Genomic DNA, 26865 nt, shown 5'->3' with positions numbered 1-26865 from the left:
GGAAGGACAATAGTTTTTCAAAAAAATTTTCACATTGCCTGCGATCAGCCCAGATTGGCTTCTTTCAGGCGATGGATCTTGTCGCGCACACGGGCCGCATCCTCGAACTCCAGGTCACGCGCATGCTGGTACATCTGCTGCTCCAGCTCCTTGATCCGCGCGGCCAGCCTGGCCGGCTCCATCGGCAGATAGTCGGCCTCCGGCTCGGCCACACGCCGCCCCTTGCCCTTGGCACTGGACTTGGGCGAGGACTCCTCATGCGCCCCCTCGAGGATATCCACGATGGCACGCGCCACCGATTTGGGCACGATGCCATGGGCCTCGTTGTACTCGACCTGTTTCTGCCGACGCCGGTCGGTCTCATCAATGGCCGCCTGCATCGAACGGGTGATCTTGTCCGCATACAGGATGGCCTTGCCACGTACGTTGCGCGCCGCGCGGCCAATGGTCTGGATCAACGAGCCGGTTGAACGCAGGAAGCCCTCCTTGTCCGCATCCAGGATCGCCACCAGCGACACCTCTGGCATATCCAGGCCCTCGCGCAACAGGTTGATGCCGACCAGCACGTCGAACTTGCCCAGGCGCAGGTCACGGATGATCTCCACACGCTCCACGGTGTCCACATCCGAATGCAGATAGCGCACGCGGATGCCGTGCTCGCCCAGGTACTCGGTCAGGTTCTCCGCCATGCGCTTGGTCAGCGTGGTGACCAGCACGCGATCGCCCATCTTGATCCGCGCATTGCACTCGGACATCAGATCATCAACCTGCGTGCCCACCGGCCGGATCTCGACCGGTGGATCCACCAGCCCCGTCGGCCGCACCACCAGCTCGGTGATTTCCTCGCCGGATTCGCGCAGCTCGTACGGCCCGGGCGTGGCCGACACATAGATGCTGCGTGGCGAGCGCGCCTCCCATTCCTCGAAACGCAGGGGGCGGTTGTCCAGCGCAGACGGCAGACGGAAGCCGAACTCCACCAGCGTCTCCTTGCGCGAGCGATCACCCTTGTACATCGCTCCGATCTGCGGAATGGTCACATGCGATTCGTCGATCACCAGTAGCGCATCGGCCGGCAGGTAATCGAACAACGTCGGCGGCGGCTCGCCCGGCGCCTTGCCGGTGAGGTGCCGCGAGTAGTTCTCGATGCCGTTGCAGTAGCCGACCTCGGCCATCATTTCCAGATCGAACTGGGTGCGCTGCGCCAACCGCTGCGCCTCCACCAGCTTGTTCTGCGCATACAGCTGTTCCAGACGCTCCTTCAACTCGACCTTGATGGTCTCGACCGCCGCCAGCACCCGCTCACGCGTGGTCGCGTAGTGCGTCTTCGGATAGATCGTGTAGCGCTGCAGCTTGCGCAGACTTTCGCCGGTGAGTGGATCGAACATCCCCAGCCGCTCGATCTCGCCATCGAACAGCTCGATGCGCAATGCCTCGCTGTCCAGCTCCGCGGGAAACACATCGATCACCTCACCGCGCACACGGAAGGTGCCGCGCTGCAGCTCGTATTCGTTGCGGGTGTACTGCAGCTGGGTGAGATGCTTGATCAGATCACGCTGATCGATGCGCTCGCCCGTGGACAGGATCAGCCGCAACGACAGATAGTCTTCCGGCGCACCGAGGCCATAGATCGCCGACACGGTGGCCACCACGATCGCATCGGGGCGCGACAACAGCGTCTTGGTCGCGGCCAGACGCATCTGCTCGATGTGCTCGTTGATCGAGCTGTCCTTCTCGATGAAGGTGTCCGAAGACGGCACATAGGCTTCGGGCTGATAGTAGTCGTAGTAGCTGACGAAGTACTCCACCGCGTTATGCGGGAAGAACGCCTTGAACTCGCCGTACAGCTGCGCTGCCAGGGTCTTGTTGGGTGCCATCACCAGGGTCGGCCGCTGCACCTGCTGCACCACATTGGCGATGGTGTAGGTCTTGCCCGAACCGGTGACCCCCAGCAGCGTCTGCTTGGCGATCCCCGCCTCGAAGTTGGCGACGAGCTTTTCAATCGCGGCCGGCTGATCACCTGCGGGCGAGTACGGGGAGACGAGCTGGAAACGGTCGGTCATGGCAGCTTCAACAACGGGACTTGCCGATTATAGCGAGCCGCCGGATGACAACTGGCCGGGCAGCTTCCCTACCACTCGTACTGCAACTGTCTGATAACGCGCGCCCTTGTCTCGAACAACGATAGCCACTTCTCTTCATCCGGACCGGGCAAAGGAGGAAGCATGGCCAGAGCACCGCGCCCCAGGCATCAGCCCCAGTACATCTGCTCCACCGGCGTCACCCTGATCGAACTGCTGGTCACCACCTCCATCATCGCCATCACCCTGGCGCTGGCTGCACCTTCGTTCAGCGAGCTGCTGAAACGACAGCGCGGCATCGCCGCCAACAACCTGTTGGTTGCGCACCTGAACCTGGCAAGGAGTCGGGCGGTCACCCATCGCTCGATCGTTGCGACCTGCCCTTCCACCAATGGAAGCACCTGCCACACCACGCCTGACTGGACAGCGGGCTGGCTGGTGTTCATGGACTCCGATGGCAACAGAAGACCGGACCACCCAAGCCACATAGTTGCTACCGAGACAAGAAGCCCGGACAACGACATCCGTATCACCTCGTCGGCCGGCCGCAACCAAGCCCGCTACCTTCCCGACGGACGGAGCGCCGGCAGCAATCTCACCATCACAACCTGCATCGACAACCGCCAGTCGATCCAGATCATCATCAACAACACGGGCCGCATACGGCTCGCCAGATCCAGTTCGCCTGCACCCTGCACCTGACATCCGCACGCACGGCCATCGCGCGTGAAATTCACTCTTGCGCCCAGGTGCGCACATCAATACAATGTGCGCCTCGCCCGAATAGCTCAGCCGGTTAGAGCACTTGACTGTTAATCAGGGGGTCGTTGGTTCGAGTCCAACTTCGGGCGCCAGATTAAAAAAAACCTGCCTCACGGCAGGTTTTTTTATGCCCGTTCCCAGAGAAATCAAGAAGGCCGGCCCACATCTGCGGGCCGGCCTTCTTGATCAGAAACACTTGCTCACGTTGCTGCCAGCACTTCCAGTGACGCTTCGCACCCCCGCCTGATTGATACTCAGCGTTTCGCACAAAGTGTCTTTTGAAGCCTGCGTACCCGTTGGCGTAGCAGTAAGCGTATAGCTGGTAGCCGCGATAGCCGGCGCCCGGATCACATAATGGTCCGACACTTCCTGTATACAAGCGGTGTTGGGCAACACCGCATCGGTGTAAGACATGTTGGTCGTGTAATGGCGCTCCATGAACTGCGCCATTTCCATCAGGCAGGTCGCCCCTGCTACACGCCTGGCTTTCACCATATGTTGCGTATAACTGGGAAGGGCGATGGCGGCAAGAATGCCCAGCACCGCCACCACGACCATCAGCTCGATCAACGTAAAACCTTTTTCCCTGCGCATCTTCACACTCTCCCTCATTGCGCCACGATCTCACGCCAACTGATGCGGCTCGGCCGCCCACCGGTCGGAGGATTGATACCCGAGCTCGACGTACCGCTGCTCAGGTCACTGGGGCCCTGGCCGGTACCCACCGTTGCCAACGAACTGGTCACATTGACCTCGGTCGGCATGCCGCCACTGATACCTACCGAACCAATCACGCCAGGGTTGCCATCCTTGTCCTTCAGACCTGTCTGATCGGTGAAATAGCCTCCCGACTTGGGACTGGTGCCGGTGAAAAGATTCAGCGCATTTACAAACCCACTACCCGCTGCGCCCGAGCAATCAGCTCCCGTCGCCGGAATCACAGACGCCAGATACATCGCCGATCCGTATACCGTGGGCGCTGAGGTCACGCGCTCAGGTACTGGCAGGTCGATATACCAGCCCTGCTTGCTGGACGGAAGCACAGAGTAGTTCTCGAACCCGCGGGCATCCTCGCCCTTGGCTGTCTTTCCAGAAAACGGAATCGTGCGTGCCTCAAGTTGGCTGCGCGCAGCAATAGTCGCGCCGGTGTCGATGATCCCGTAAATGCTCTGGGTCTGGGAAGTAATACCGGGAGCGGGTACATCGCCGTTGGAAATGAACTTGCCGGTGCCAAATCCCACGAACACCTGCCCGGACGTATCGCGACCAACGGCGAGACCTCCGGTGATCGGCTGCGGGTTGCCCCCTGCGTCCTTGGCTTGGAACAGCTTCACAGCCGCACCCGGGTTGGTGCCCTCGAAATCCCAGCGCCAGACATTGCCCTTCAGATCCCCGCCGTATACGACATCGATCAAGCCGTCGCCGTTGAAATCCGCCATGCCCGTGGACATCAGCCCGTTTCCGGTGCCAGCGTCGGCAATAAGTGTGTGCTTCCGGGTAACCGCGCCGTTGGCAGCCAGCTCGTAGGCATACAACGTAGCGGAACCATTCGGGCTATCGATACCATTCGGCACCAGCGCGTATGTCTTGCCCCCATTTCCTTTACGGATGCGCACCGCACCAAACACATAGCCCATATCCCTGTCCGGATCGGCGCCGGACGCGGGAGTCTGGAACGTGTCATCCCACAGAACATTCGAGGCACCCATGGAGGCGGGATTGGTGACATTCAGCGCGAATACACCTCGCCCACCACGCCCCAACGCACCAACGAGGATGTTCCGCCCACTTCCCTGGTTGACGCGACTGATCACATCCATCTGGCCGTCAACGAAATAGCGGTGTTCGTAGGAAGGAGCACTCAGGCCGGCCATGGCCTCAAAATCCAATCCTTTCGGAACATAGGAGAACAGCACCTTCCCATCCGTGGCCCGGATACCGTGCAGCATGCCGTCATTGGCCCCTACGTAAACGGTATTGGTATCCTCAACATAGCTGGGCGAGGAGTCGACGATATCGCCAAGCGGATATGCGCGCTTGCGCAATACTCCACCCACGCGCCCCTCCTCCCTGCTCTGGTCGCCGCGCAGATAATCGATATTGTCAGCTGCGGAAACCGCATCCGCAGTGCCGCTACGGGCGAAAACGCCAGCAGAGGGCATACTGCTCGTGAACTGCTGGGCAGTACCGCCAAAGCTGGTCAAGACCGTCCGGTCTGCGAAGCCGCTATTCACCCCCCCTGCGCCGAACGTCTTGGACAACGCCCAAAGCGGTGTATCTGACACCCCGGTGAGAGCGGCATTGAATGGGCTTGCAATCAAGTCACCAATCCAGCTTACCGAAGTAAATCCCGCGACGAACGTCAAGGTGGATGACTCCGTTTTGGTCGAGCTAGATGCGATGTTCGATCCAGATGCACTACGCGAGTCGATCGCACTGAGCGCGGCAGTCAACGCTGCCGCGAACTTGTCTGTATCTGTAGCAACAACAAAGCTGCCGTGGCCGTTCAGACTGGCATGCCAAAGATCGTCGATACGGGCTGCACCGGAATTGGTAATCGGATTTGGCCACCTACCCGCCGCCGGCGGTTCCTGATTGGGATCCAACGTACCCTGCAAGCCGATCGAAATGCCGAAGGTGACCATATGCTGCCAAGTCGCCGGATCAGCACCCGTCGGCCTTACATTATCTCCAAGATCCGCCCGCAGATCCTTTTTCCAGAATTCATAGGCGACGTCGGCCAATGTATCGGCGACCGCATCGCCGTGCTTGCTTCCCAGATCCGAATTCCCAACCGCGGGACTATAGCCGCCGGCAGAGTCCGCCTGGTTCCAATAGCCATCGGTGGTCAGCAGGGCGTAATTCTGGCGGCAACTCAACATGTTTCCACTACTGTCCTTCCACGGCGCATCTGTCTGGAAGTAGCGTCCGGCACGCTGCAAAGCACCATGAAGTGGCGTGTTGCCACTCGCGGTAGCCGCTTGCAGGCTATCGTAGAAATTACTGCGATTAGCGCTCTCGAACAGCCCATCGTTGGTGGCTGTGGGAATTGGAAACGCGGGCACACTGCCCCTTACAGAAACAGTATTCCCATTACGCCTGTTCCAGATGGTGTCGAACCCGACACGATAATTTTTCCCAAGACGCCCGAATGCCTCAGAGGCCCCCGCCTTGGCCATCTTGTTCCGCGACCGATGATAGTGGTACCAGTTGGCAAAATTCTGCAGCTCATCAGCCTGTGCCCGAGGCGGAAGCATATTGCCATCTTTATCTTTCACGGTACGTGCGGGGGTGGCGTCCTCCCACTCCCTATAGACAGAGGCCGAGTAGCTTATGTTTGAAATATTACTATTCGAACCATTTCGGATCTGCAGATAAATCCACGATCTCGAAGAGACGTTGACAGACAAGCTCTTAGTATTGTTGTTGCTAGTATCGCTATTCAGCTGCGAGTTGTTAGCGCAACTACTATTTGAAAAAACATAAAGATCCGCATTCCTACTTCCTGACACCTGAAGAGTCACAGTATCCACACCATCGACAGGAATCGCGAAACAGGCGGAACTCCCTCTATTTGCGACCGAAACCGTACCACTCAAGATCACGTCCGTCCGCGAGACCTGCTTCTGAACCACACCGCCGTTGTAGCTGTTGGCAGAAGAAGAACTCGCGATCCGATATTTATCGTAATTCGACGAATTAGTCCCTGGATTGGAAACCCCCGCCTTGGGTATGTAGAAATACGATTCCGCCTGATCGCGAAGATCAAAACCGCCGTTGCTTACGGAAGTTGTTGAACTTGAAACGGAACGGAAGTTTGCATTACCAAACCGATCATCCAAATCAACACTCGCCTTCCGCCACGGCTTGTAATCCCGATCAGGATTGTAGTAAAGCGTGTTGTTTATATAGGACCTGTCTCGCACAAGATCACTCAAAGAGTAGCGATCGGTGGGCATATGAACCGCCTCCATCGACCCAGAATCGTCAAGGATCAGCATGATATTCGGCGGTATGACTTCACCGCCGGTCAGCAGCGGATACTGGGGAAAGGACGTCGGCGCCGCCTGCGCGGATGCTGCGGCAACCATCGACATAGCCATTACGGCGATAGCCGTCCGGACGCGGGCGGCGAGAATATTTTCTTGGCAATTATTGGATTTCATAGCACGCCCCGATCAGCGACGATACATCGATTGGACAACGACCTCGCCGCCATTGGGCGTGGCTGCGTAAGCTGTAATTCGGTAGACGCTCTGTTCCGCAGTGGTGATACAGGGCTTGGAAACATCAATGCAGTCTGACGCACCGCCCCCGTTCACCGACGTTCCGAAATCTTCGATCACAAAGCGTGGAGTGAGTACGGCACTTCCACTGCCCACTGGCGTTCCCTCCTGGAACTGGCCGCCGTCTTCCCAAAAACCCGCTTCTGCCCAAGCCGGTTCCGCATCAGGCATGGGCATGGCACAACGCCCGGCCGCGCACCCGGAAGACGGGAAAGTGACATTGCCATCACGCACAACGATCTCCGCCTGCCTCAGCCCGGCTTCCGCCACCTGGAAGGCTCGACTCCGGGCGACAGTATTGGCGGCCATGCGTTCCTGCATGATCGCACCGCGCATCGAAGCCAGACCTAGCAGGGTGATAATCACCAGCAGCATCAACACCACCATCAGGGCGGCGCCCGACTGGGCAGACGCACTCACACCCATATTCCGGCTCGGACTCACTGGATATCCTCCTGGTGATTACGCAGGACGATGAAATCCTCCATTGTGCGGGTGATAACATTTCCATCCACGCCTTGAACGTCCCGCGCAGCCATCGCTCCCTGCTCTGCCTGGAAGGCGAGCGTTAGATGTACAGACGTCACTCGTGCCCAAGCATTTGCCGCCGTGACTGCGGCGGCGTCCGAATATCCCACTGCCGCACCAATTTTGTATCCGAGCGTCATATTAGTGACTCCTTCGGCGATTTCACTCCTCGCCCCTTGGGCCGTGCGATAGAGTGAACGGCCCCCTCTTCCGTTGTTATCGACCGTCCATCGCGCCTCATAAGGCGCGACCACGAATGCAGGCGAACGTCCGATACCACGAGGACAATTGGTCACATCCGCAGCGGTCGGCGTACTCGCGATGCGGAAGCAATAACCCGGGCCGGACTCAGCCAAGGTGCAGCGGCTTGCATCCGGCGCTGGTGTCAGGCCTGCACCGCAATTGGCACCCGCGGCGTGCTCGATATTGGATCCGGAGATTGCTGTTGCAGAGAAGGCGATCGCCTCATCCGCGTTACACACCATCAATGCCTGCCCAGCGGACAGCCCCGCAACGGAATGGACAGACAGCGCATTGACCGGCCGGGCGTGCTCCTGCACACGGTACTGCTGCCCATTTGCAAGATACACGGCAACGAAATCCTGGCCACCTGCGGTTCCCCCGGAGATTCCGTTGACCACGCCGTTCCAGAAATTCAGATCAGGCGCCGCAATCTGCATCGTCAACGGCTTTGTCGCATTGAAGCGCGCGCATGGATTCATTCCCGCCTCGCGCAAATCGCGCGCGATCATTTCAAAAGCGGCTCGCTGGTTTTCCTGGATGCGATTTACCGCCTCGGTCGAGCCATACACCCGCCGGTTTGACAGGAAAATACTTCCCGCTGCCGCAACCACCAGCAAACCCAGCAGCAAGGCCACCATCAGCTCAATCAGCGTGAAGCCGCGGGCTCTCGAGTAATTGATCCGTTTCATAGCTGGCTGGTGACCTCGATTCGCTCAGGATCGTCTGTACTACCACCGGTGCCGCGCTCGTCGTTCCACTGGATGCCTACCGAGCAGACCATGCGTCCCGCGTCGCAGATCACCCGCCCCTGTGCATCAGGAGCGACAGTTGACTGCAGGCCATCCAGCCAGCCATCCAGCGTGCCAGCCTGCCCGCTGCCTTCGCCAGCGACGTAGATATTCGTGTTGTAGATGGACAGGTTCGTACGATCCGCGCGAATGATGTCCATCATCGAGTAGATCTGGACTGCCGCCTGGGTCCTGCTTGCCGAACTGCCGGTGTTCTTGAGCGTGATCGCCTGCAGCGCGGCCACTCCCAGCACGCCGATCGCCAGCACCAGTACCGCCACCATCACCTCAATCATGCCAATGCCCAGTTGCGCATTGAGCGACGATGAAATTTTCCTTCTGCTAGTCATGACTCATATATCTCCTGGTGCCCGGCACCCAGCCCCCGCGGCGCGCTTAGCGGAAGCAACACGCACCATGCTGGCAGACACATCAAATGAATTCTCATTTGGAAGGCTCGGTGCACATACAGCGACCGTCCCACTGGTCCGCCCCCCCACCTGCACGAACCCGGCCGGCGTGAAGGAGATTCGCGCATTTCCCGCAGCCACATTCGGGCTCACTGTCACCGTCAATGCCGGGTTGACTTCGGCAGATCGCACAACCGTGGACACGCCATTTTTTGTCGCCAGCACCAGCCAGCGGTTCCCGCTGGCACCGGAGCAGGTCTGCCCATCAGAAGTGGCACAGAACGTCGTCGTCGCCCGGCGGGCAATCGCCTCTGAACGTGCCGCCTGTATCGCGGCCACCATTTCATTGCCGCCCGCCACCAGACGATTGTGGCTGATCATCCGCCCGAAACTGGGCGTGGCGATCGCGGCCACGATGGCCAAGACAGCAACCGTTACCATCAATTCGACCAGGGTGAACCCCTCGACCCGGCACCTCCCGATCGCGCCGCCACACTTCCGCAGCCTGGAATCGGCCATGCATACGCTCCCCATATTCACTAAGCTCGGACACTAGGCCAAACAACAACAGAAATCAGCGCTTCGGGGGATGAGCGGTCTTCCGGAACGACCAAAGGCCCCCAACTCCCCCTGGCCCCTCCCGATGCCCGAAAAATTGCCCATCACCCCGCTGGACACTCTCTGGAAAGCTCCCGCCGTGACCTGGACGGTCCTGGCCGGCGAGGGGCTGGCGATCATCCTGGCATTGGCACCGGAACACAGCGGCAGCCGCTGGGTATTGTTCGGCGCGTTGTCCTTCATGATCCAATGGATATCGCTGTCGGCACTTGGCGCCCTGTACCTCCTGCGGCGCCCGCTGTCCCGACTCTCCCCCTCATGGATCGCAAACGTCACCCTGCTCGTGCTGGTGCTATCCACCTTATTGGTATGCACTGCGAGCTGGTGGCTGCTGCGTGATCTCTGGCCAGAGTCGGCCAGTCCTTGGCAGCCCGCACTGCTTCGTTTTACCGGGATCATCCTCACCTTCGGACTGCTAGCGGTTGTCGCTTTCCAGAACCACTGGCGCTTACGCCAGCTCGCCCTGCGCGTAAAACAGGCCGAACTGGAGGCCCTCCAGGCCCGCATACGTCCCCACTTCCTGTTCAACACGCTCAACACCGGCGCTGCGATGGTGCACAACAATCCAAGTGGCGCGGAACACCTGCTGCTGGACCTTGCCGATCTCTTCCGCGCCGCACTGGCGGGCCCCCAGGAAATCCCCCTGGAGGAGGAACTGGCGTTGTCGCGGCGTTACCTTGAAATCGAGGCACTCAGATTCGGGGATCGCATGCGCATCTCATGGCAGTTACCGGCAGCAATCCCTCCTCTACGCGTCCCCTCACTCTCGATCCAGCCACTGGTGGAAAACGCAATCCATCACGGCATCGAACCCTCGCCTGAGGGCGGCGAAATCTGCCTGCGGCTTACGCAAAGCGAGCGCGGCATCAGTATCACAATCGAAAACGATCTGGCCCCTAGCGGCACACGCCCTTTAAGGAATGGACACAACGTGGGCCTGGAGTCGGCACGTGCCCGGATACATGCAATGACCGGCGGCGCAGGGGGTGTAGCGACACGCTCGGAGAACGGTCGCCACATCACCATCGTCACACTCCCGATACCGCCCTGAGACTCAGGTCACCACCTGGTAGCAGGGCTTGTAATCCCCGGCGATCTTCATGCGACGCTGTTCGACAAAGGCGCGCAGCAGCGCATCCAGCGCCTGCATCATCGCCGGGTCGCCGTGGATCTTGAACGGACCGAACTCCTCGATCCGGCGCATACCATCTTCCTTCACGTTGCCGGCGACGATGCCGGAGAACGCGCGACGCAGGTCCGCCGCCAGCTCGGGTGCCGGTCGGCCGTGGTGCAGGTCCAATCCCGCCATTGCCTCGTGCGTGGGGACAAACGGGCTCTGGTACTCGGCAGGAATTTCCACCGACCAGTTGAAGAAGAACGAGTCCTTGTGCGCCAGGCGGTACTCGCGCACACGCTTGATCCCCTGTGACATCTTGCGCGCCACCGCCACCGGATCACCGATGATGATCTCGTAGCGGCTGGCGGCCTGGTCGCCGAGCGTCATACGGATGAAGCGGTCGATCTGCTCGAAGTACGGCGCGGCGATCGCCGGACCACTGAGAATCAACGGGAACGGGAGCTCCTTGTTTTCTTCGCGCAACAGGATCCCCAGCAGATAGAGGATCTCCTCGGCCGTGCCCACGCCGCCCGGGAATACGATGATGCCGTGACCCAAACGCACAAACGCCTCAAGGCGCTTCTCGATGTCGGGCATGATCACCAGGTGGTTGACGATCGGGTTCGGCGACTCGGCCGCGATGATGCCCGGCTCGGTGATGCCGATGTAACGGGTGTTGGTCTTGCGCTGTTTGGCATGGGCGATGGTGGCCCCCTTCATCGGCCCCTTCATCGCTCCCGGGCCGCAGCCGGTGCAGATATCCAGGTTGCGCAGCCCGAGCTCGTAGCCGACCTGCTTGGTATACAGATACTCGTCGCGCGAGATCGAGTGCCCGCCCCAGCACACCACAAGATTCGGCTCGCTCGGCTGCAGGATGCGCGCGTTGCGCAGCAGGCCAAACACGGCGTTGGTGATGCCTTCGGAAGTCTCCAGGTCCGAGGCGTATTCCGGCCCCAGCTCGATTGCCATGTAGGCCAGATCGCGCACCACCGAGAACAGCAGCTCGGCGATACCGCGGATGATCTCACCATCCACGAACGCCATTGCCGGCGCATTGCTCAGATCGATGCGGACACCGCGGTCCTGCTGTGCCACCTGGATGTCGAAATCCGGATAGAGATCGCGCGCGGCGCGCGGATCATCCGAGGCGCTGCCACTGGTCAGCACCGCCAGCGCACAGCGGCGCAGCAGCTCGTGCATGCCACCGCCGGAGGCGTCGCGCAGGCGGGCCACTTCCGCCCGCGACAGCACGTCCAGCCCGCCACGTGGGTAGATGCGCGCATCCTGCACCGGCAATGCACGCGCCATACCGTCACTGTTCTTCATTTCCATCGTCATTCCATCCTTATTGGCGATCGACTTTAGCCCCGCCCCCACAAAAAAGAAAACGGCCGGGTCGCCCCGGCCGTTTTCATTCACATCCGATCAATCAAACGATCAGAACTTGTACTTCAGGCTCAACATCATCGACCAGCGCGACACACCGGTGTTGCCCTTGTCGTTGTTGTTTTCCTGGATCGTCGGGTTATCGGTCGAGCCGGTGAACTGGTAGATGTATTTGCCGGTTGCCGGATCGATACCGCCATAGTTGGCGATGCGACGGGTCGAGAAGAAGCCGTAGTCGTCGATCAGGCCCCACTTCTTGTTGAGCAGGTTGCCGACATTCATGATGTCCAGCGCAACTTCAGTCTTGTGGCCCTTGAAGAAGCCCGGCAGCTCCTGGCTGATACGCATGTCGAAGCTGTTGACCCACTTCGCACGATGCGAATTGGCCGGAACAACCTGGCCCTTGTAGCCCGCCAGTTCCGGGGTCTTCTCCAGCCAATCGAAGAAGGCCTTCTCCATGCCGGCATCCTGCTGGAACTTGCCGCCGACAACCTTGCCGAACAGCACATCACCATAGCCCGACGGCACGTAGAACAGGTCGTTGGTGCCGGCACCGTCGCCATTCACGTCGTTGTAGAAGATGTAGCTGTACGGACGACCGCTACGGCCTTCATAGAACAGGCCAACGCGGGTGGCGTTGTCGCCGAAGAAATTGTGCTTCCACTCCAGGGTGCCGGTCACACGGTCCTTCATCGCATAACGCGAGTTGTAGGCCACGTTCTCGTTGGCGTTGAAGATCATGGTGTTGTTCCAGTTCGACGTGTTCTGCGAGCTGGTCAACGGGCTGACTTCCTTGGCCTGGGTGTAGGTGTAACCCAGCGACCAGCCCCAGTTCTCGGTCATCGGCTTGCTCACCGAGAACGTCGCCTGCGAGCTGCGGCCCTTGTCGGTGTTGCGCAGCAACATCACGTCACCGATGTTGCCGGGACGGTTGGCCTTGTTACCGGCACCGTTGGTGCCGTTTTCCATGCCGAAGTTGCCAGCATTGTTCGGATTCAGACCGGCAGCATTCCAGAAGATCTCACGACCATCCTGGCCAATCGCAGTCGGGCCTGCGCCCGCGGCGTTGTACAGGTCCAGACGCTCGAAATACAGCGCGTCCTTGACCTTGGTGACCAGCAGCTCGGCCGAGGCGACCATGCCGTACCACGGCAGTTCGTGATCGAACGCCAGGTTCGCCTTCCACACCGACGGCAGCTTGGTGCCCGGCTCGATCAGGTCCACGTTCTGGCGGGCGTTGCCCGGGGTCATGCCCGCGGTGGAAGGCGGTACGGTCGGATCGAACGCCGGAGCGTTGGCGCCGCGCAGATCGTACTCGACATAGTTCAGACCGGTGTTCTGGTAGGCACCTGCCAGCCACACGTTCGGAGCCGCACCACCGAACAGGCCGACGCCGCCACGCAGCTGGGTCGGACGCTCGCTGTCGAAGGTGTAGTTGAAGCCGAAGCGCGGCTGCACCAGCTTGCTGTCAACCAGGTTGGTGTTGTTGTAGCCGTAGACCTTCTCGATCTCCGGGTTGTACAGGCGCTGGTCGCTGAAATCCGGCATGTCGACGCGCACGCCGAACATCAGGTTCAGGTTGTAGTTGATCGCCCAGGTGTCCTGCACGAACACACCGGTGTTCTTCAGGGTGAACGAGGCCGGGATGTCGTCGATGCTGCCATCGGCACGCGGCGCGCGCAGCTGGTAACGGTTCACCTTGCCCGCCAGGAAATCCTGAAGGCTGTTGAACTCGTAAACGCCGTTGAGATTACGGCCGTAGAAGTTCATCAGGTCGTTGTCGGAGTAGTCGAAGCCGAACTTGACGGTGTGATCACCGACGTACCAGGTACCAGCACCGAAGGCGCTCAGTTCCTTGGACTCCACGATATTGACGTGGGTGTTCTGCTCGGTACCGAACAGCAGAGCATCGCGGCCATTGGCAGCGAAGCCGTTGATGCGGATCTGCGGCAGGTTGCTGGTCGGCACGCGGTTGGCCGAGTAGTCCTTGTGCGAGACCTTGAATTCGGTGGAGAAGTTTTCCGACCAGTCGGAGAACAGTTCGCCCATCCAGGTTTCATAGATCTTCGGCTGCGAATACCAGTGACTGCTCAGCGAAACGGTGCTGTTGGTCAGGCCCGGGAAGCGCATCACGTCCTGCTGCATCTTGTTGTAGCGCAGGGCCGCACGATGATTCTCGTTGATGTTCCAGTCCAGCTTGACCGCGTACTCTTCGATCTCGGTCTTGTTGGCCGGCGCATTCAGGCTGCCGATGTCGTAACCCAAGCCCGACATGTAGTCCTGCACCTTGGTGATATCGGCATCGGTAACGCTGCCCTTGCCATACGGGCCTTCGCTCAGGCTGACGCCCGGCGCGGAGCGCTCATACTTCTCGTAGTTGGCGAAGAAGAACAGCTTGTCCTTGACGATCGGGCCACCGAAGGTCATGCCGTAGGTGGTTTCGTCGTCGAAGCCGTTGAACTTGCCCTTCACGCCATCGAGCGTTTCACGCACCATGTCCTTGTCACGGTATGCGCCGTACACGGTGCCGTGGAATTCGTTGGTACCCGACTTGGTCACGGCGTTGATCACCGCACCGGTGCCACCGTAGATGGTGGTGTCGTAGTTGGCCAGATCGATGTTGATTTCCTGGATGGCATCCATCGACACCGGCTGACGCTCGGTCGGCAGGTTGTTGGATTCCAGACCGAACGGGTCACCGGCGCCGATGCCGTCGATGCGGATGGCGTTGAAACGGGTGTTCTGGCCACCGGCCGAGATCGCGCCGTCAGCCTTGCTGACCTGCGAGATGCGCGGATCCAGACGGATGTAGTCCTGGATGTTGCGGTTGGCCGACGGCAGCGCCTCGAGGGTTTCACGGGTCACGTTGGTGCCGGTGCCCATCTTGTTGGCACTGAACACTTCCGAACCAGCACCGACAGCCATGACCTGCACCGCTTCCAGCGTGGTGGCAGCCAGATCGCCGGTGAGGGCCGCATTGACGGTGTTGACCTGGTTCAGGTTCAGATACACGCCATCTTCGGTCTTGGTGCCTTCACCCGGCTTGGTGATGGTGATGGTGTACGGACCACCCACACGCAGACCGCGGGCGTTGTAACGACCAGCAGCGTCGGTGGTCGCACGGCTGACCGTGCCCGACTCGACGTGCGTGATGGTGACTTCAGCACCGGTCACCGGCTGGCCAGCAGCGGAGGTGACCTGGCCGCCGACACCGGCGGACGTGCTTTGTGCGAACGCGGGCGCGGCCGCAAGAGCGGCGACGAGGCCAAGAGCAAGCTTGGACATCCGGATGCGTGGGTGGTTCATTTTTGGGGTAGCCTCGACACGAGTTAGCGATTGAGAAAGAAAAAACGCGATCCATCAGCCCCGGGATCAACCGGGCGCCTGATCGGCTTGAATCTGGGATACCTTCCGGAGCGGTTGCAGCCGCAACGGTTAACATCAGGTTAACACGTTAGATTGTGAATATGACCGGCATAAGACAGTCGTGATGCGACGCAACAATCCCGGCTCAAGCGAATCAACAAGTTACGAAAGCGAGGCCAGATACGTGGCGATCCCGTCCAGCAGCATCTGCACGGAAATCGCGACAAGCAGCATGCCCATCAGGCGCTCCAGCGCGGTCAGCGCGCGGGCCCCCAGCAGCTTGTAGAGCAAGGTGGCGGACAACAGAATCGCGGCGGTCCCTCCCCACGCCAGGAGCAATGCAAGACTCCAGTCCAGCAGGCGATCGGGCTCGTTGCTGCCCATCAACATCACCGCGGCCATTCCGGAAGGACCGGCTACCAGCGGGATGGCCATCGGCACAATGAACGGCTCGCCATCAGGCACCGCGCCCATCAGCCCCTCCGGCCGCGGGAAAATCATGCGGATACCGATCAGGAACAGGACGATGCCGCCAGCGATGGCGACAGACTCCTGCCGCAGGTGCATCAGCTCCAGCGCGTACTTGCCGCCCCATAGAAACGCCATCAGTACCGCCAGCGCGATCAACAGCTCGCGCACCAGCACGAGGCGCTGGCGGCGCGGCGCCAAGGGCTTGAGCAGACTCAGAAACACCGGGATGTTGCCCAGCGGGTCGAGAATCAGGAACAGCAGCAATGCCGCCGACAGGATCGTCACACGGACAGATCCATCACCTTGCCGCGCCACCGGCTACCGTCGGCCGCCAGCAACTGCACACAGGCGGCGGCATAGGCAGCCGGATCGACTGGGACCAGGTCTTGCTCATGGGTGAATGCACGCGCGCGCAGCGCGGTGCGCATCGGCCCCGGCTGCAGGCCGCTGACCCGTACCGGCCCGTTGCGCAACTCGTGATGCAGACTTTCCAGCAGCCCGCGCAGTCCGAACTGGGCTACACCGTAACCACCCCAATAGGCCTGCCCCACCCGCTGCGGGTCATCCAGCGCCAATACCACTGCGGCATCCTCCCGTTTCTGCAGCAGCGGCAGGCAGGCCTGGGTCAGCCAGGCGCGCGCGGTCAGGTTCACATGGATGGCGCGTGCGAACGCCGCCGGGTCTCCCAGTGCAAAGGGCGTCAGCCCTGCGAAGTCGGCCGCGCAATGCAACAGTCCATCCAGCCGCCCCACTTCGGACGCCAGGCGCTCGGCCAGCGCGGCGTAGTCATCGGGCGTGGCGCCCTCCAGATCCAGCGGATACAGCAGCGGCTCGGGCCCAAGCGATGCGGCGCTGTCATAGACGCGATTGAGCTTGGCGACTTTGCGCCCGAGCAGCACCACCGTGGCCCCGGCACTGGTACAGGCCCGCACTGCGGCTGCTCCGAGCCCGCCGGCCGCGCCGGAGACAAGCACGACACGTCCGGCCAGATCGATCCGGCTCTCCGCCATCGGCTGCGCACTCACGCCTGGCCCGCCTCGGCGACCATGCGCTTCAGCTCGCCCGACTCGAGCAGTTCAAGGATGATGTCGCAGCCACCGATCAGCTCGCCGTGCATGAAAAACTGCGGAAAGGTCGGCCAGTTGGAATAACGTGGCAGATTGGCGCGCACCTCGGGAAACTCGAGCACATTGACGGTGCGTAATCCTGCCGCCCCAGCCGCCATCAGCGCCTGCACCGCGCGACTGGAAAAGCCGCACATCGGGTACTGCGGTGTGCCCTTCATGAACAAGACCAGTGGGTGCTGTTCCACTTCGGCCTGGATTTGCTCCATCACCGGCATTCGAATTCTCCCTGCTGCTGCGAAAGAACGGCCTGTCCTGTCGGATAGACTTTCACGTGGTGGCCAATTGTAAGCCGAGCCGGCCAACTCCCGGCGCCTTTGCCCTCAAAAAGATACGGACCATGCCCGTCGAACTGCCCGAACTGCCCTACTCCCGCACCGCGCTGCAACCGCACATTTCCGCCCAGACCCTGGACCTGCATCACGGCCGCCATCACCGCGCCTACGTCGACAGGGTCAATGCAGGCATCGCCGGCACCGAACTGGCCGAGGCCTCGCTGGAAGATATCGTGCTGGGCAGCCAAGGCAGTCTGTTCGAGGCCGCCGCGCAGGCGTGGAACCACGCGTTCTACTGGCAATGCCTGCACCCACGGGCCGGCGACGAGCCACATGGCCCGCTGGCCGAGCGCATTGCCCGGCATTTCGGTGACGTGCAGAAACTTCGCGAGGAATTCAATCGGGCCGCGCTGGCCGTGTTCGGCTCGGGCTGGGTCTGGCTGGTGCAGCACGCCGATGGCAGCCTGGCCATCGTCTCCACGCGCAATGCCAACACGCCGCTGACCGGCACCAGCACCCCGCTGCTGGCCTGCGATGTGTGGGAGCATGCTTATTACACCGACCACCAGAGTGACCGCGCGGCTTACCTGCGGGCATTCTGGCGACTGGTCAATTGGGACTTCGTCGCCAGCCAGTTGCGCTGAGCCGCACCGCGGCCGCACTGGTTCAGCGAAAGGTTGTGATGCCGTACCGGCGTTACCGGCAGTGAGGATGGGCGCCCATGACCTGTGGCGATTGCAGCACGCTTGTTTGCGCGCTGGCCGAGACCGGAGCCAACGGTGATACCGCTATCGCAGCACGGGGTCACTACCGCAGCCGGCGCGACCCACTCGCCGATCCGACCGTTGAGCTCACCGCAATACCGACTCCAGCCCGGCATCGAGTGTCTCCAATGGAGGTGCCGGAGACACCAGGCACACAGGTCCCGAACGATGCAACGGCTGCGCCTCAGCGACGCAGCGTCTCCACCACCGGTGCCACCTGTGCCGGACGGCCCAACGCGGCACCCACCCGCTCCAGCGCCGCGGCCAATGCCTCGGCCGAGTCCTCGCGCAGGTTGGCATGACCGACCTTGCGCCCTTCGCGCGGCGACTTGCCGTAGTCGTGCCAGTGGCCCGATGGCTCAACCAGTACCGCCGCCACATCCGGCATCCGCCCCAGCCAGTTCAACATGCATACATGGCCCAGCACGCGGGTATCGCCCAGCGGCAGACCGAGCACCGCACGGATGTGGTTCTCGAATTGCGAGGTCTCGGCGCCATCACTGGTCCAGTGGCCGGAGTTGTGCACGCGCGGGGCCATCTCGTTGACCAGCAGCTCCTCGCCCCGGCAGAACAGCTCCAGGGCGAACACGCCCACGTAATCCAGCCGCTCGGCCACACGCCGGGCGTAGCTCATGGCCTTTTCGTGCTGCGCGGCGCTGGCCTGTGCAGGCGCCAGACTGGCCGACAGCACGCCATCGACGTGCCAGTTGCCGGTCAGCGGCCACGCACGGAATTCGCCATCACGCCCCCGCACCGCCACCACGCTGACCTCGCGGTCAAACGCGACGAAACCTTCCAGAATCAGGCCGGTCTTTTCGACCTGCGCGCCCAACGCCTGCCAGGCCGCGTCGATATCGGCCTCATTGCGGAGGCGGAACTGGCCTTTTCCGTCGTAACCGAGACGGCGGGTCTTGAGGATGCACGGCAGCCCGAACTCGCCGACCCTGGCAGCCAGTTCGTCGCGGCTGCGGATATCTGCAAACGGCGGCAATGGAATCCCCAATTCCCGGAACAGGGTCTTCTCGCTCAGGCGGTCCTGCGCCACAGCCAGCGCGGCCGGGTTCGGGAACACCGGTTTGAGCTCGGCCAGCCAGTGCGCACTGGCGGCCGGCACGTTCTCGAAATCGAAGGTGACCACATCCACCTTGGCGGCGAACTCGGCCAGCGCGACCGGATCATCGAATGCCCCGACCTGCAGCGGCGCCACCTGTCCGGCGCATGCATCGGCGACCGGATCCAGTACCACAAAGCGCACCCCCAGCGGAGCACCGGCCAACACCATCATGCGGGCCAGCTGCCCGCCTCCCAAGATGCCGACGGTGATCATTGCCGCGGATCGTCGTTGGCCATCACATCAGCGGTCTGCCGTGCGCGGAATGCAGTCAGCGCCTGGCCGATCGCCACCTGCTCGGGCGCCAGCATCGCCGCGGCAAACAGCGCGGCATTGGAGGCACCAGCGCTACCGATGGCGAACGTCGCCACCGGAATACCGGCCGGCATCTGTACGATCGACAGCAGCGAATCCATGCCATTCAAGGCCTTGGACTTCACCGGCACACCCAGCACCGGCACCGCGGTCTTGGCCGCGATCATGCCCGGCAGATGGGCGGCACCGCCGGCACCGGCGATGATCGCGCGCAAACCACGCGCGCCCGCCTCTTCGGCATAGGTGAACAGCACGTCCGGCGTGCGATGCGCCGAAACCACCTTCACTTCGTAGGGAACACCCAGCGCATCGAGCTTCTGGGCGGCGTGCTGCATGGTTTCCCAATCGGAACGGGAACCCATGACAATGCCGACAAGCGGCACGGAGGGGTTGGGGGTCATTGGCCGTCACCTGCTGCAAAGACGTATTCTAGCCATCTTCCACGCAAGACCAAGACCTGATGGACCGCAAACTGCTCGACCTGCTCGTCTCCCCAGACACCCGCCAGCCGCTGCTCCTGCTGGAAAGCGCCGGCCTGGACGCACTGAACCGCGCCATCGCCGCAGGTACGGTCAACCGTGCCGATGGCAGCGCCCAGACCCAGCCACTGCGCGAAGTGCTCGTCACCCGTGACCGCAAACAGCTGTTCCGGGTCGAGGACGGCATTCCGGTACTGCTGGCCGAAGAAGCCATTGCCACCGCGCAGATCGCCGACTTCCCGGGCGCCTGATGCTGCCGCACCCGCCAGCCGCGCCGCCGCAGGCGCAGGTCGAGGCCGACGTCGCCCGCGCCCTGGTCGAGGACATCGGCAGCGGTGATGTCACCGCCGCCCTGTTGCCGGACACGGCGGATATCGCCTACCTGCTGTGCAAGCAGGACGCGGTGATTGCCGGCCGGCCCTGGTTTGATGCCGCACACCGCGCGCTCGACCCGGCGGTGAAGATCCACTGGCGCGTACTGGAGGGTGATCACGTCAGCGCCGGCACCGTACTGGCAACGCTGGAAGGCCGCAGCCGCTGTCTGGTGAGCGCCGAGCGCACCTCGCTCAATTTCCTGCAGACGCTGTCCGCCACCGCCACTGTCACCGCCAGTTACGTGGCGGCCGTGGCCGGCACTGGCACGCGCATCTTGGACACCCGCAAGACGCTGCCCGGCCTGCGCCAGGCCCAGAAATACGCGGTCCGCTGCGGCGGCGGCGACAACCACCGCATGGGCCTGTTCGATACGGTGATGCTGAAAGAAAACCATATCCGCGCCGCCGGTTCGCTGAGCGCCGCCGTGCAGGCGGCCCGCGCCCAGCAGCCGCAACTGCCGCTGGTGGTGGAAGTGGAAGACCTGCAACAGCTGCAGGAAGCCCTGGCCGCCGGCTGCGAACGCATCCTGATCGACGATTTCAGCGCCGGGATGCGGCGCGACGCGGTGCGCATCGCGGCCGGGCGCATTCCGCTGGAAGTCTCCGGCAGCGTGGACCTGACCGTGGTCCGTGCCATTGCCGAGGACGGGGTGGACTTCATCTCCATCGGCGGCCTGACCAAGCACATCCAGGCGATCGACCTGTCCCTCAAGCTCGGCCCGCCACCGGGCTGATTTCACGGCACGAGCACTGCCGGTTCTGCAACGCTCCGTTCAAGGATGAGGAGTTCACCGTGGTCTACCGGCACCTGTTTTTCGGCTCAGTGCTCGCACTCATGTCAACCGGCGCGCTGGCGATCGAAGTCTGCGATATCCCGCCGCGCTACGGCCTGAGCACCACCGCCCAGGCCATCGTGCGCACCACCTGCAACGAACACCGGCTCTGGTATCGCCCGTTCATCGACCGCGACGGACGCATCGCCAGCCTCGGCGCTTCAGAGGCCGACAGCGGCAGCCTGGCCGACAATGGCGTCATCGCGTGGCAGCGCGTGGCCGGCTATTGGCGCGAAAGTGGAACGCTGGGCGCAATGGGCAGTGTTCCCGGTGCCCAGAGCTGCTTTGTCGCCACCGGCAACCGCTACACCGACAGCGACTGCCGCGCCTTCCTGATCGACAACCCGTGGTCGGCGGCATTCATTTCCTGGGTCATGACCCGCGCCGGCGTGACCGGCTTCAACCGCTCACCGCGCCATATCGACTACATCCGTGCCGCTTACCAGAGCGGCGGCAACGGCCCCTACAGGCTCGCCGATCCGGCAACCGAGAAACCCGCCCCCGGCGACATGCTGTGCTTTCTTCGCAACCGCAGCACGACGCTCAATTACAGCGGGTTGATCCAGGCATTGGGCAACGGCAGCGCCGGCAATTGGCAATCCCATTGCGAGATCGTGGTGACCGCCAACGCCGGCGGTGATCGCACGCTGCACCTGGTCGGCGGCAATGTCGCCAACTCGGTGGTGATGCGCAAACTGGCATTGGGCCGCACCGGTCTGGTCGAGTTGCCGCGCCCGGATGGCGGCAACACCGGGCAGATCGGCGCGCAAGGCTGCACCCCCGGCAATGAGGAAGACTGCAACCTCAACCGGCAGGACTGGGCCGCGTTGCTGAAACTGCTGCCCACGACCGCGTCACAGGGGCCCGCGGTTGCGCCAGTCATACCAGCACAGCCCGCGGCCACAGAAACCGGCAACGCCACATCCCGCTGACAGCAGCGCCCACCCGGTTCCGCTTTCCACTGACAGCCCCTAGAGTGTGGCCATGCCTACTCTTCTCATCCTGATGATCATCGGCGCCATCGGCTTCGCGCTGTGGGACACCGGCCGCGCCGCAGCCGAGCGTGCCAGCGAACTGGGCCGCAACGCCTGTCGTGCTGCCGATGTGCAATGGCTGGACCACAGCGTGCATGCCACCGGCATGCGCCTGCGCCGCCTGCCCAGCGGCTGGCTGGGCTTCGAGCGCAGCTTCCGCTTCGACTACTCCTACGACGGCATAGAACGCCACACCGGTCGCCTGGTGCTGCTCGGTCGTGAGCTGGTGTCCTTCTCCGGCCCGGCCGCGGCGCAGATCGGCAAGATCCGCCAATCTGGCGAAGAAGCTGAAGACATCTGAATCAGCAGGCAAGCGCCCCCTCAGCCTCCCAGGCAGCGGCAACACCCAGGCCTAGTCCCACTGCAACCCGTGAGCTGATCGCGCCCCTGCCGGACGGCGGGGGAGATTGCAGCCGCCGAGTCCGGGCAACCCGGACCGGTGCCATCGCCCAAAAAGAATCGCCACCTTGCGGCGGCGATGTGTCGGATTACTTGACCACCCGCAGGAACGGGCGCTTGCCCGCCGGTGGCGGCTCGGGTGCCGACGGCGGCGTATCGTCATCGTCCGGGGGCAGGTCCGCACCGGGAACATCGTCCGGCAGCGCCATGCCCTGCCCGGTCTCCCGCGCGTACACCGCAAGTACCGCCGAGATCGGCACGCTCACCGGGAAACTGACACCGGAGAAGCGTGCCGTGAAGCTGACCGTCTCATTGTCGATATGCAGACGCATTACCGCGCGCTCGGCGACATTGAGCACGACCCGCTCCTCCTTGATCGCGCTGGCCGGCACCTGCACGCCCGGGACTCCCGCATCCACCATGATGTGCGGCGTCATACCGTTGTCGTTGATCCATTCCACCAGCGCCCGCAACAGGTACGGACGGTGGCTGCTCATGCGAAAAGATTCTTCACTCATATGCCAAGTGTACGCCGCATTGAAGCGCGAACACCGCCCGGAGGCGGTGTTCGATGGGGTCAAGTACAGCTGTTCCCCGCTCAGGCCGGCAGGTCGCGCAGCTTCTTTTCCTGGTCGGTCAGGCTGCGGATAAACCCCGGGTTACGGAAGATGCGGTTGCCGTAATCCTCGATCGCCTTGCCGTCCTTGGGCAGCGGAATGCCCAGCGACTCCAGCCGCCACACGATCGGTGCAATCGCACAGTCGGCCAGGCTCATTTCCGGATTCAGGAAAAACTTGCTCGCCTTGAACAGCGGCACCGACTGCGCCACAAGCTCCTTCAGGCGCTTGCGTCCGGCTTCGGCCTGGGTCTTGTTGCCCAGCTGGATGGCCTGCACCTGCGGTACCCAGTCGTGCTCGATGCGCAGCATCGCCAGGCGAAGCCGGGCCCGCGACAGGGGATCGACCGGCATCAGCGGCGGATGCGGATAGCGCTCATCCAGATACTCGCTCACTACCGAGGCGGCATAGAGCACCAGCTCCCGCTCGACCAGGGTCGGCACGGAATGGTAGGGGTTGAGGTCGATCAGATCTTCCGGCGGATTCTGCGCATCGACCGGGACCAGATCGTAGGTCACGCCCTTGGCCGCCAATACCAACCGCACCCGATGGCACAGCACATCGTCATTGGCAGAGAACAAAGTCAGGGTATTACGCATACGCACACTCGCCGCCATCAAAGGCTCTCCAACGGCCGGAATCCGCCAGCCTTACAGCTCCGCCAACCCATTGCCGACGGTCGCCACGGTCTCCCGAGTGTGCAATCGGGCGAGACAATTTCCAAGGCCCTGCCATCACCCCGTGCCTGCACCCGCACCGGGCCACGTGAAATCAATGCACGTCTTTCCAGTACTCGGTCTTGAGCAGATACGCCAGGAACGTCAGCAGCGCCAAGAACAACACCACCCACACCCCGATACTCTGCCGTTTCAGGGCTGCCGGCTCACCGGCATATTCCAGGAAATTGGTGATGTCCCGTACCGTCTGGTCGTATGCGCGGGCATCCACCTTGCCAGGCGTGTCGATCTTCAGCCCGGTGACCGGGGGATCCAGCCCGGGCTGCTCGGCCTTGCCATACACCGCATGCTGCATGCCCTGCAGCTCCCAGAGCGGATTGGGCATGGAGGCATTGGGGAATACGGCGTTGTTCCAGCCCAGCGGCCGCGACTCGTCCACGTAGAACGACTTGAGATAGCTGTAGATCCAGTCGCTTCCTCGAACCCGGGCAATCAGGCTCAGATCCGGTGGCATCTTGCCGAACCACTGGGTGGCCGCCTCATGCGGCAGCGCCACCTGGATCTGCTCGCCGAACGCGGCACCGGTGAAGTTGAGATTGTCCATCACCTGTTCTTCGGTCAGCCCCAGGTCCTCGGCCATACGCGAATAACGCAGATATTTCAGCGAGTGGCAGCCCGAGCAATAACTCATGTAGGCCTGGGCGCCGCGTTGCAGCGATGCGCGATCCCCCAGGTCATTTCCCGCTTGCTGCAAGGCCCCGCCATCGGCTGCGGACGCCGAGGTACAGAACAGCATCGCTGCTGCAAAGAGCAGCCGCACCATCCATTTGTCAGTCATGCGTCGTCACCCGGTCCGGTACCTGCTTGGTGCTGTCGAGCGTGGTCCACAGCGGCATGGTGATGAAGAAGGCGAAGTACAGGAAAGTCAGTACACGCCCGACCCAGGTTTCCCAGATCGCCGTTCCCGGGCCGGAGCCGATTACCCCCAACCATACGAAGCACACCACCAGCAGGCCCAGCATCAACCGGGAAAGCGGACCGCGGTAACGGATCGACTTCACCTTGGCCCGGTCCAGCCAGGGCACCAGGAACAGGATGGCGATGGCCGAGAACATCACCATCACACCACCAAGCTTGTCCGGCACCACACGCAACATGGCGTAGTAAGGGGTGTAGTACCAGACCGGCTTGATGTGCGCCGGCGTCACCAGCCGATTGGCCTCGGTGAAGTTGTCATGCTCCAGGAACAGTCCGCCAAAACCCGGGGCGAAGAAAATGATGAAGGCCGCAATCACCAGCAGGAAGCCGACGCCCACCATGTCCTTGACCGTGTAGTACGGATGGAACGGGATGCCATCGGCCGGCGCGCCCGCCGACCAGCGGTTGCCCTTGGGCCCTTTCTTGATCTCCACGCCATCGGGATTGTTGGAGCCCACTTCGTGCAGCGCCCCCAGATGCAGCACCACCAGCAGCAGCAGCACCAGCGGCAACGCGATCACGTGCAGGGCGAAGAAGCGGTTGAGGGTGGCATCACCGGGCAGGTAGTCGCCCATGATCCACTCCGTCAGGCCGTTGCCGATCACCGGAATGGCACCGAACAGCGAGATGATCACCTTCGCACCCCAGAACGACATCTGTCCCCACGGCAGTACATATCCCATGAAGGCTTCGGCCATCAGCACCAGGTAGATCAGCATGCCCAGGATCCACACCAGCTCACGCGGCTTCTTGTAGCTGCCGTACATCAGACCGCGGAACATGTGCAGATAGACCACGATGAAGAACAACGAGGCACCGGTGGAGTGCATGTAGCGGATCAGCCAGCCCCACTCCACGTCGCGCATGATGTATTCGATCGATGCGAACGCCTCGGCTGCACTGGTCTTGTAGTGCATCGTCAGGAAGATGCCGGTCAGGATCTGGTTGACCAGCAACACCATCGCCAGCGAGCCGAAGTAGTACCAGAAGTTGAAATTCTTCGGCGCGTAGTACTCGCTGACATGCTTGCGATAAACCGGCATCAGGCCGGGAGCACGCTCATTGACCCAGTTGGCCACGCCGGTGGCGGTGCGGGTGAGAATGTTGTCGGCCATGATCAGGCAGCCCCCTGCGGATCGACGCCGATGACGATGGTGTTGTCATCCACATAATGGTGTGGCGGCACCAGCAGGTTGATCGGTGCCGGCACGTCCTGGAACACGCGCCCGGACATGTCGAAACGCGACTTGTGGCAGGGACAGAAGTAGCCGCCCTTCCACTGCGCGTCATACGGTTCGGGACGGATCTCGGCGACCATCTCCGGGGCACACCCCAGATGGGTGCACAGCCCGACCAGCACGGAGATGTCCGGCTTGATCGAGCGGAATTCGGGATTGCCCTTGAGCACATAGTCCGGCTGCTGGTCCTTGTTGTCGGACTCCGGATCCTTGAGCCTGCCATCCAGTCCCGGTAACGCCTGGAGGATGGCCTTGGAGCGCTTGACGATCCAGATCGGCTGGCCACGCCATTCCAGGATCAGGCGCTGGCCCTCCTGCAAGGCGCTGATATCGGCCGTCACCGGGGCCCCGGCCAGTTTGGCGCGGGCGCTGGGATTCCACGACTTGATGAACGGTACCGCTGCGAAGCCGACGCCGACTGCTCCGACCACCGCTGTGGTCGCTGTCAAAAACCGCCGACGTCCGGTGTTGACTGGATCGTTTACCCCATCGTTGGCCATCCGGCACTCCGATATTGATTAGGTAGCTTGAGGCTGCCAGCGGTCTGGTGGGGGCCAGCCCGCTCTGAACAAATCGCGCCCGAGTGTAGCGGAA

General features: G+C 62.1%; 26 protein-coding genes and 1 tRNA gene. 8 read left to right on the top strand and 19 right to left on the bottom strand.

Annotation, left to right across the window (positions count from 1 at the left end; translation table 11 throughout):
• Positions 1-44: 44 nt before the first annotated feature.
• On the bottom strand, positions 45-2060 hold the full coding sequence (uvrB, locus tag ARC78_RS10175; protein ID WP_054656780.1) for an excinuclease ABC subunit UvrB: 2016 nt from the start codon (positions 2058-2060) through the stop codon (positions 45-47).
• A 162-nt stretch (positions 2061-2222) separates the two neighbouring features.
• Here uvrB and ARC78_RS10170 point away from each other — a divergent pair, with 162 nt between their 5' ends.
• Together ARC78_RS10170 and ARC78_RS10165 are read left to right on the top strand one after the other, a co-directional pair.
• Positions 2223-2780, top strand: a complete 558-nt coding sequence (locus ARC78_RS10170) for a GspH/FimT family pseudopilin (protein ID WP_054656779.1) — start codon at positions 2223-2225, stop codon at positions 2778-2780.
• A gap of 75 nt (positions 2781-2855) precedes the next feature.
• Positions 2856-2932, top strand: a tRNA-Asn gene (locus tag ARC78_RS10165).
• Positions 2933-3026: 94 nt separating this feature from the next.
• Here the strand turns inward: ARC78_RS10165 and ARC78_RS10160 are convergent.
• Genes ARC78_RS10160 through ARC78_RS17130 form a run of 6 tightly spaced genes read right to left on the bottom strand, consistent with a single transcriptional unit; the run spans position 3027 to position 9536 of the window.
• Positions 3027-3434 (bottom strand): type IV pilin protein, encoded by a 408-nt coding sequence (locus ARC78_RS10160; protein WP_054656792.1) that lies wholly within the window; start codon positions 3432-3434, stop codon positions 3027-3029.
• Between the two features lie 14 nt (positions 3435-3448).
• Positions 3449-7006 (bottom strand): pilus assembly protein, encoded by a 3558-nt coding sequence (locus ARC78_RS16345; protein ID WP_096144949.1) that lies wholly within the window; start codon positions 7004-7006, stop codon positions 3449-3451.
• Positions 7007-7018: 12 nt separating this feature from the next.
• Positions 7019-7546 carry a pilus assembly PilX family protein gene (locus tag ARC78_RS10150; RefSeq protein WP_158499982.1) on the bottom strand — a complete coding sequence of 176 codons (528 nt, stop codon included), beginning with the start codon at positions 7544-7546 and terminating at the stop codon, positions 7019-7021.
• 20 nt (positions 7547-7566) lie between these two features.
• Positions 7567-8586, bottom strand: a complete 1020-nt coding sequence (locus tag ARC78_RS10145) for a PilW family protein (RefSeq protein WP_054656776.1) — start codon at positions 8584-8586, stop codon at positions 7567-7569.
• The gene (gene pilV, locus ARC78_RS10140; RefSeq protein WP_083468345.1) at positions 8583-9035 is read right to left on the bottom strand and encodes a type IV pilus modification protein PilV; all 453 of its coding nucleotides are present in this window, start codon (positions 9033-9035) and stop codon (positions 8583-8585) included. The genes ARC78_RS10145 and pilV overlap by 4 nt, the downstream gene beginning before the upstream one ends.
• A gap of 3 nt (positions 9036-9038) precedes the next feature.
• The gene (locus tag ARC78_RS17130) at positions 9039-9536 is read right to left on the bottom strand and encodes a GspH/FimT family pseudopilin (protein WP_425478281.1); all 498 of its coding nucleotides are present in this window, start codon (positions 9534-9536) and stop codon (positions 9039-9041) included.
• Positions 9537-9738: 202 nt separating this feature from the next.
• Here ARC78_RS17130 and ARC78_RS10130 point away from each other — a divergent pair, with 202 nt between their 5' ends.
• Positions 9739-10764, top strand: coding sequence for a sensor histidine kinase (locus ARC78_RS10130; RefSeq protein ID WP_057506228.1), 1026 nt, complete (start codon positions 9739-9741; stop codon positions 10762-10764).
• A 3-nt stretch (positions 10765-10767) separates the two neighbouring features.
• Here the strand turns inward: ARC78_RS10130 and ppnN are convergent, their stop codons facing one another.
• From ppnN to grxD, 5 genes are all read right to left on the bottom strand, one after another.
• On the bottom strand, positions 10768-12156 hold the full coding sequence (gene ppnN, locus ARC78_RS10125; protein WP_054656791.1) for a nucleotide 5'-monophosphate nucleosidase PpnN: 1389 nt from the start codon (positions 12154-12156) through the stop codon (positions 10768-10770).
• Positions 12157-12267: 111 nt separating this feature from the next.
• Positions 12268-15522: a TonB-dependent receptor gene (locus tag ARC78_RS10120; RefSeq protein ID WP_083468343.1), complete on the bottom strand. Its 3255-nt coding sequence runs from the start codon at positions 15520-15522 to the stop codon at positions 12268-12270.
• Positions 15523-15744: 222 nt separating this feature from the next.
• On the bottom strand, positions 15745-16338 hold the full coding sequence (locus ARC78_RS10115) for a YhgN family NAAT transporter (RefSeq protein ID WP_054656772.1): 594 nt from the start codon (positions 16336-16338) through the stop codon (positions 15745-15747).
• Entirely contained in the window at positions 16335-17063 is a 729-nt protein-coding gene (locus tag ARC78_RS10110; RefSeq protein ID WP_054656771.1) for an SDR family NAD(P)-dependent oxidoreductase, read from the bottom strand. Before ARC78_RS10110 ends, ARC78_RS10115 begins: the two co-directional genes overlap by 4 nt.
• Before the next feature lie 11 nt (positions 17064-17074).
• Positions 17075-17395: a Grx4 family monothiol glutaredoxin gene (gene grxD, locus ARC78_RS10105; RefSeq protein ID WP_054656770.1), complete on the bottom strand. Its 321-nt coding sequence runs from the start codon at positions 17393-17395 to the stop codon at positions 17075-17077.
• Positions 17396-17517: 122 nt separating this feature from the next.
• Between grxD and ARC78_RS10100 the strand changes: the two genes are divergently transcribed.
• Complete coding sequence (locus tag ARC78_RS10100) at positions 17518-18096, top strand: superoxide dismutase (protein WP_054656769.1); 579 nt, start codon at positions 17518-17520, stop codon at positions 18094-18096.
• A 304-nt stretch (positions 18097-18400) separates the two neighbouring features.
• Here the strand turns inward: ARC78_RS10100 and ARC78_RS10095 are convergent, their stop codons facing one another.
• Both ARC78_RS10095 and purE read right to left on the bottom strand, forming a co-directional pair.
• Positions 18401-19543 carry a 5-(carboxyamino)imidazole ribonucleotide synthase gene (locus tag ARC78_RS10095; protein ID WP_054656768.1) on the bottom strand — a complete coding sequence of 381 codons (1143 nt, stop codon included), beginning with the start codon at positions 19541-19543 and terminating at the stop codon, positions 18401-18403.
• Positions 19540-20043 carry a 5-(carboxyamino)imidazole ribonucleotide mutase gene (gene purE, locus ARC78_RS10090; RefSeq protein WP_054656767.1) on the bottom strand — a complete coding sequence of 168 codons (504 nt, stop codon included), beginning with the start codon at positions 20041-20043 and terminating at the stop codon, positions 19540-19542. Before purE ends, ARC78_RS10095 begins: the two co-directional genes overlap by 4 nt.
• 59 nt (positions 20044-20102) lie before the next feature.
• Here purE and ARC78_RS10085 point away from each other — a divergent pair, with 59 nt between their 5' ends.
• The 4 genes from ARC78_RS10085 to ARC78_RS10070 all read left to right on the top strand — a co-directional run bounded on the left by ARC78_RS10085 (position 20103) and on the right by ARC78_RS10070 (position 22663).
• Positions 20103-20372 (top strand): Trm112 family protein, encoded by a 270-nt coding sequence (locus ARC78_RS10085; RefSeq protein WP_054656766.1) that lies wholly within the window; start codon positions 20103-20105, stop codon positions 20370-20372.
• A complete protein-coding gene (gene nadC / locus ARC78_RS10080) occupies positions 20372-21229 on the top strand; it encodes a carboxylating nicotinate-nucleotide diphosphorylase (RefSeq protein WP_054656765.1) in 858 nt (285 codons plus the stop codon). The genes ARC78_RS10085 and nadC overlap by 1 nt, the downstream gene beginning before the upstream one ends.
• A gap of 101 nt (positions 21230-21330) precedes the next feature.
• Complete coding sequence (locus tag ARC78_RS10075) at positions 21331-22260, top strand: DUF2272 domain-containing protein (protein WP_054656790.1); 930 nt, start codon at positions 21331-21333, stop codon at positions 22258-22260.
• Between the two features lie 52 nt (positions 22261-22312).
• Entirely contained in the window at positions 22313-22663 is a 351-nt protein-coding gene (locus ARC78_RS10070; RefSeq protein ID WP_054656764.1) for a DUF3301 domain-containing protein, read from the top strand.
• 187 nt (positions 22664-22850) lie between these two features.
• Here the strand turns inward: ARC78_RS10070 and ARC78_RS10065 are convergent, their stop codons facing one another.
• The 5 genes from ARC78_RS10065 to petA form a co-directional block, all read right to left on the bottom strand.
• Positions 22851-23279: a ClpXP protease specificity-enhancing factor gene (locus tag ARC78_RS10065; RefSeq protein WP_054656763.1), complete on the bottom strand. Its 429-nt coding sequence runs from the start codon at positions 23277-23279 to the stop codon at positions 22851-22853.
• A gap of 80 nt (positions 23280-23359) precedes the next feature.
• Positions 23360-23995 (bottom strand): glutathione S-transferase N-terminal domain-containing protein, encoded by a 636-nt coding sequence (locus tag ARC78_RS10060; protein ID WP_054656762.1) that lies wholly within the window; start codon positions 23993-23995, stop codon positions 23360-23362.
• A gap of 154 nt (positions 23996-24149) precedes the next feature.
• Entirely contained in the window at positions 24150-24893 is a 744-nt protein-coding gene (locus ARC78_RS10055; protein WP_057506227.1) for a cytochrome c1, read from the bottom strand.
• Positions 24886-26148: a cytochrome b gene (locus ARC78_RS10050; RefSeq protein WP_054656761.1), complete on the bottom strand. Its 1263-nt coding sequence runs from the start codon at positions 26146-26148 to the stop codon at positions 24886-24888. The genes ARC78_RS10055 and ARC78_RS10050 overlap by 8 nt, the downstream gene beginning before the upstream one ends.
• A 2-nt stretch (positions 26149-26150) precedes the next feature.
• Positions 26151-26771: a ubiquinol-cytochrome c reductase iron-sulfur subunit gene (gene petA / locus ARC78_RS10045; protein WP_054656760.1), complete on the bottom strand. Its 621-nt coding sequence runs from the start codon at positions 26769-26771 to the stop codon at positions 26151-26153.
• Positions 26772-26865: the final 94 nt, after the last annotated feature.

The organism is Stenotrophomonas pictorum JCM 9942 (assembly GCF_001431585.1).
GTDB lineage: Bacteria > Pseudomonadota > Gammaproteobacteria > Xanthomonadales > Xanthomonadaceae > Stenotrophomonas > Stenotrophomonas pictorum.
This window is presented reverse-complemented; position numbering and strand designations above follow the sequence as displayed.

What these genes read in the sequence shown, in the direction of transcription:
- uvrB (WP_054656780.1), bottom strand. Translation starts at nt 2,060, where the DNA reads ATGACCGACCGTTTCCAGCTCGTCTCCCCGTACTCGCCCGCAGGTGAT.
- ARC78_RS10170 (WP_054656779.1), top strand. Translation starts at nt 2,223, where the DNA reads ATGGCCAGAGCACCGCGCCCCAGGCATCAGCCCCAGTACATCTGCTCC.
- ARC78_RS10160 (WP_054656792.1), bottom strand. Translation starts at nt 3,434, where the DNA reads ATGCGCAGGGAAAAAGGTTTTACGTTGATCGAGCTGATGGTCGTGGTG.
- ARC78_RS16345 (WP_096144949.1), bottom strand. Translation starts at nt 7,006, where the DNA reads ATGAAATCCAATAATTGCCAAGAAAATATTCTCGCCGCCCGCGTCCGG.
- ARC78_RS10145 (WP_054656776.1), bottom strand. Translation starts at nt 8,586, where the DNA reads ATGAAACGGATCAATTACTCGAGAGCCCGCGGCTTCACGCTGATTGAG.
- pilV (WP_083468345.1), bottom strand. Translation starts at nt 9,035, where the DNA reads ATGACTAGCAGAAGGAAAATTTCATCGTCGCTCAATGCGCAACTGGGC.
- ARC78_RS17130 (WP_425478281.1), bottom strand. Translation starts at nt 9,536, where the DNA reads ATGGTAACGGTTGCTGTCTTGGCCATCGTGGCCGCGATCGCCACGCCC.
- ARC78_RS10130 (WP_057506228.1), top strand. Translation starts at nt 9,739, where the DNA reads ATGCCCGAAAAATTGCCCATCACCCCGCTGGACACTCTCTGGAAAGCT.
- ppnN (WP_054656791.1), bottom strand. Translation starts at nt 12,156, where the DNA reads ATGAAGAACAGTGACGGTATGGCGCGTGCATTGCCGGTGCAGGATGCG.
- ARC78_RS10120 (WP_083468343.1), bottom strand. Translation starts at nt 15,522, where the DNA reads ATGAACCACCCACGCATCCGGATGTCCAAGCTTGCTCTTGGCCTCGTC.
- ARC78_RS10110 (WP_054656771.1), bottom strand. Translation starts at nt 17,063, where the DNA reads ATGGCGGAGAGCCGGATCGATCTGGCCGGACGTGTCGTGCTTGTCTCC.
- grxD (WP_054656770.1), bottom strand. Translation starts at nt 17,395, where the DNA reads ATGCCGGTGATGGAGCAAATCCAGGCCGAAGTGGAACAGCACCCACTG.
- ARC78_RS10100 (WP_054656769.1), top strand. Translation starts at nt 17,518, where the DNA reads ATGCCCGTCGAACTGCCCGAACTGCCCTACTCCCGCACCGCGCTGCAA.
- ARC78_RS10095 (WP_054656768.1), bottom strand. Translation starts at nt 19,543, where the DNA reads ATGATCACCGTCGGCATCTTGGGAGGCGGGCAGCTGGCCCGCATGATG.
- purE (WP_054656767.1), bottom strand. Translation starts at nt 20,043, where the DNA reads ATGACCCCCAACCCCTCCGTGCCGCTTGTCGGCATTGTCATGGGTTCC.
- ARC78_RS10085 (WP_054656766.1), top strand. Translation starts at nt 20,103, where the DNA reads ATGGACCGCAAACTGCTCGACCTGCTCGTCTCCCCAGACACCCGCCAG.
- nadC (WP_054656765.1), top strand. Translation starts at nt 20,372, where the DNA reads ATGCTGCCGCACCCGCCAGCCGCGCCGCCGCAGGCGCAGGTCGAGGCC.
- ARC78_RS10075 (WP_054656790.1), top strand. Translation starts at nt 21,331, where the DNA reads ATGTCAACCGGCGCGCTGGCGATCGAAGTCTGCGATATCCCGCCGCGC.
- ARC78_RS10070 (WP_054656764.1), top strand. Translation starts at nt 22,313, where the DNA reads ATGCCTACTCTTCTCATCCTGATGATCATCGGCGCCATCGGCTTCGCG.
- ARC78_RS10065 (WP_054656763.1), bottom strand. Translation starts at nt 23,279, where the DNA reads ATGAGTGAAGAATCTTTTCGCATGAGCAGCCACCGTCCGTACCTGTTG.
- ARC78_RS10060 (WP_054656762.1), bottom strand. Translation starts at nt 23,995, where the DNA reads ATGGCGGCGAGTGTGCGTATGCGTAATACCCTGACTTTGTTCTCTGCC.
- ARC78_RS10055 (WP_057506227.1), bottom strand. Translation starts at nt 24,893, where the DNA reads ATGACTGACAAATGGATGGTGCGGCTGCTCTTTGCAGCAGCGATGCTG.
- ARC78_RS10050 (WP_054656761.1), bottom strand. Translation starts at nt 26,148, where the DNA reads ATGGCCGACAACATTCTCACCCGCACCGCCACCGGCGTGGCCAACTGG.
- petA (WP_054656760.1), bottom strand. Translation starts at nt 26,771, where the DNA reads ATGGCCAACGATGGGGTAAACGATCCAGTCAACACCGGACGTCGGCGG.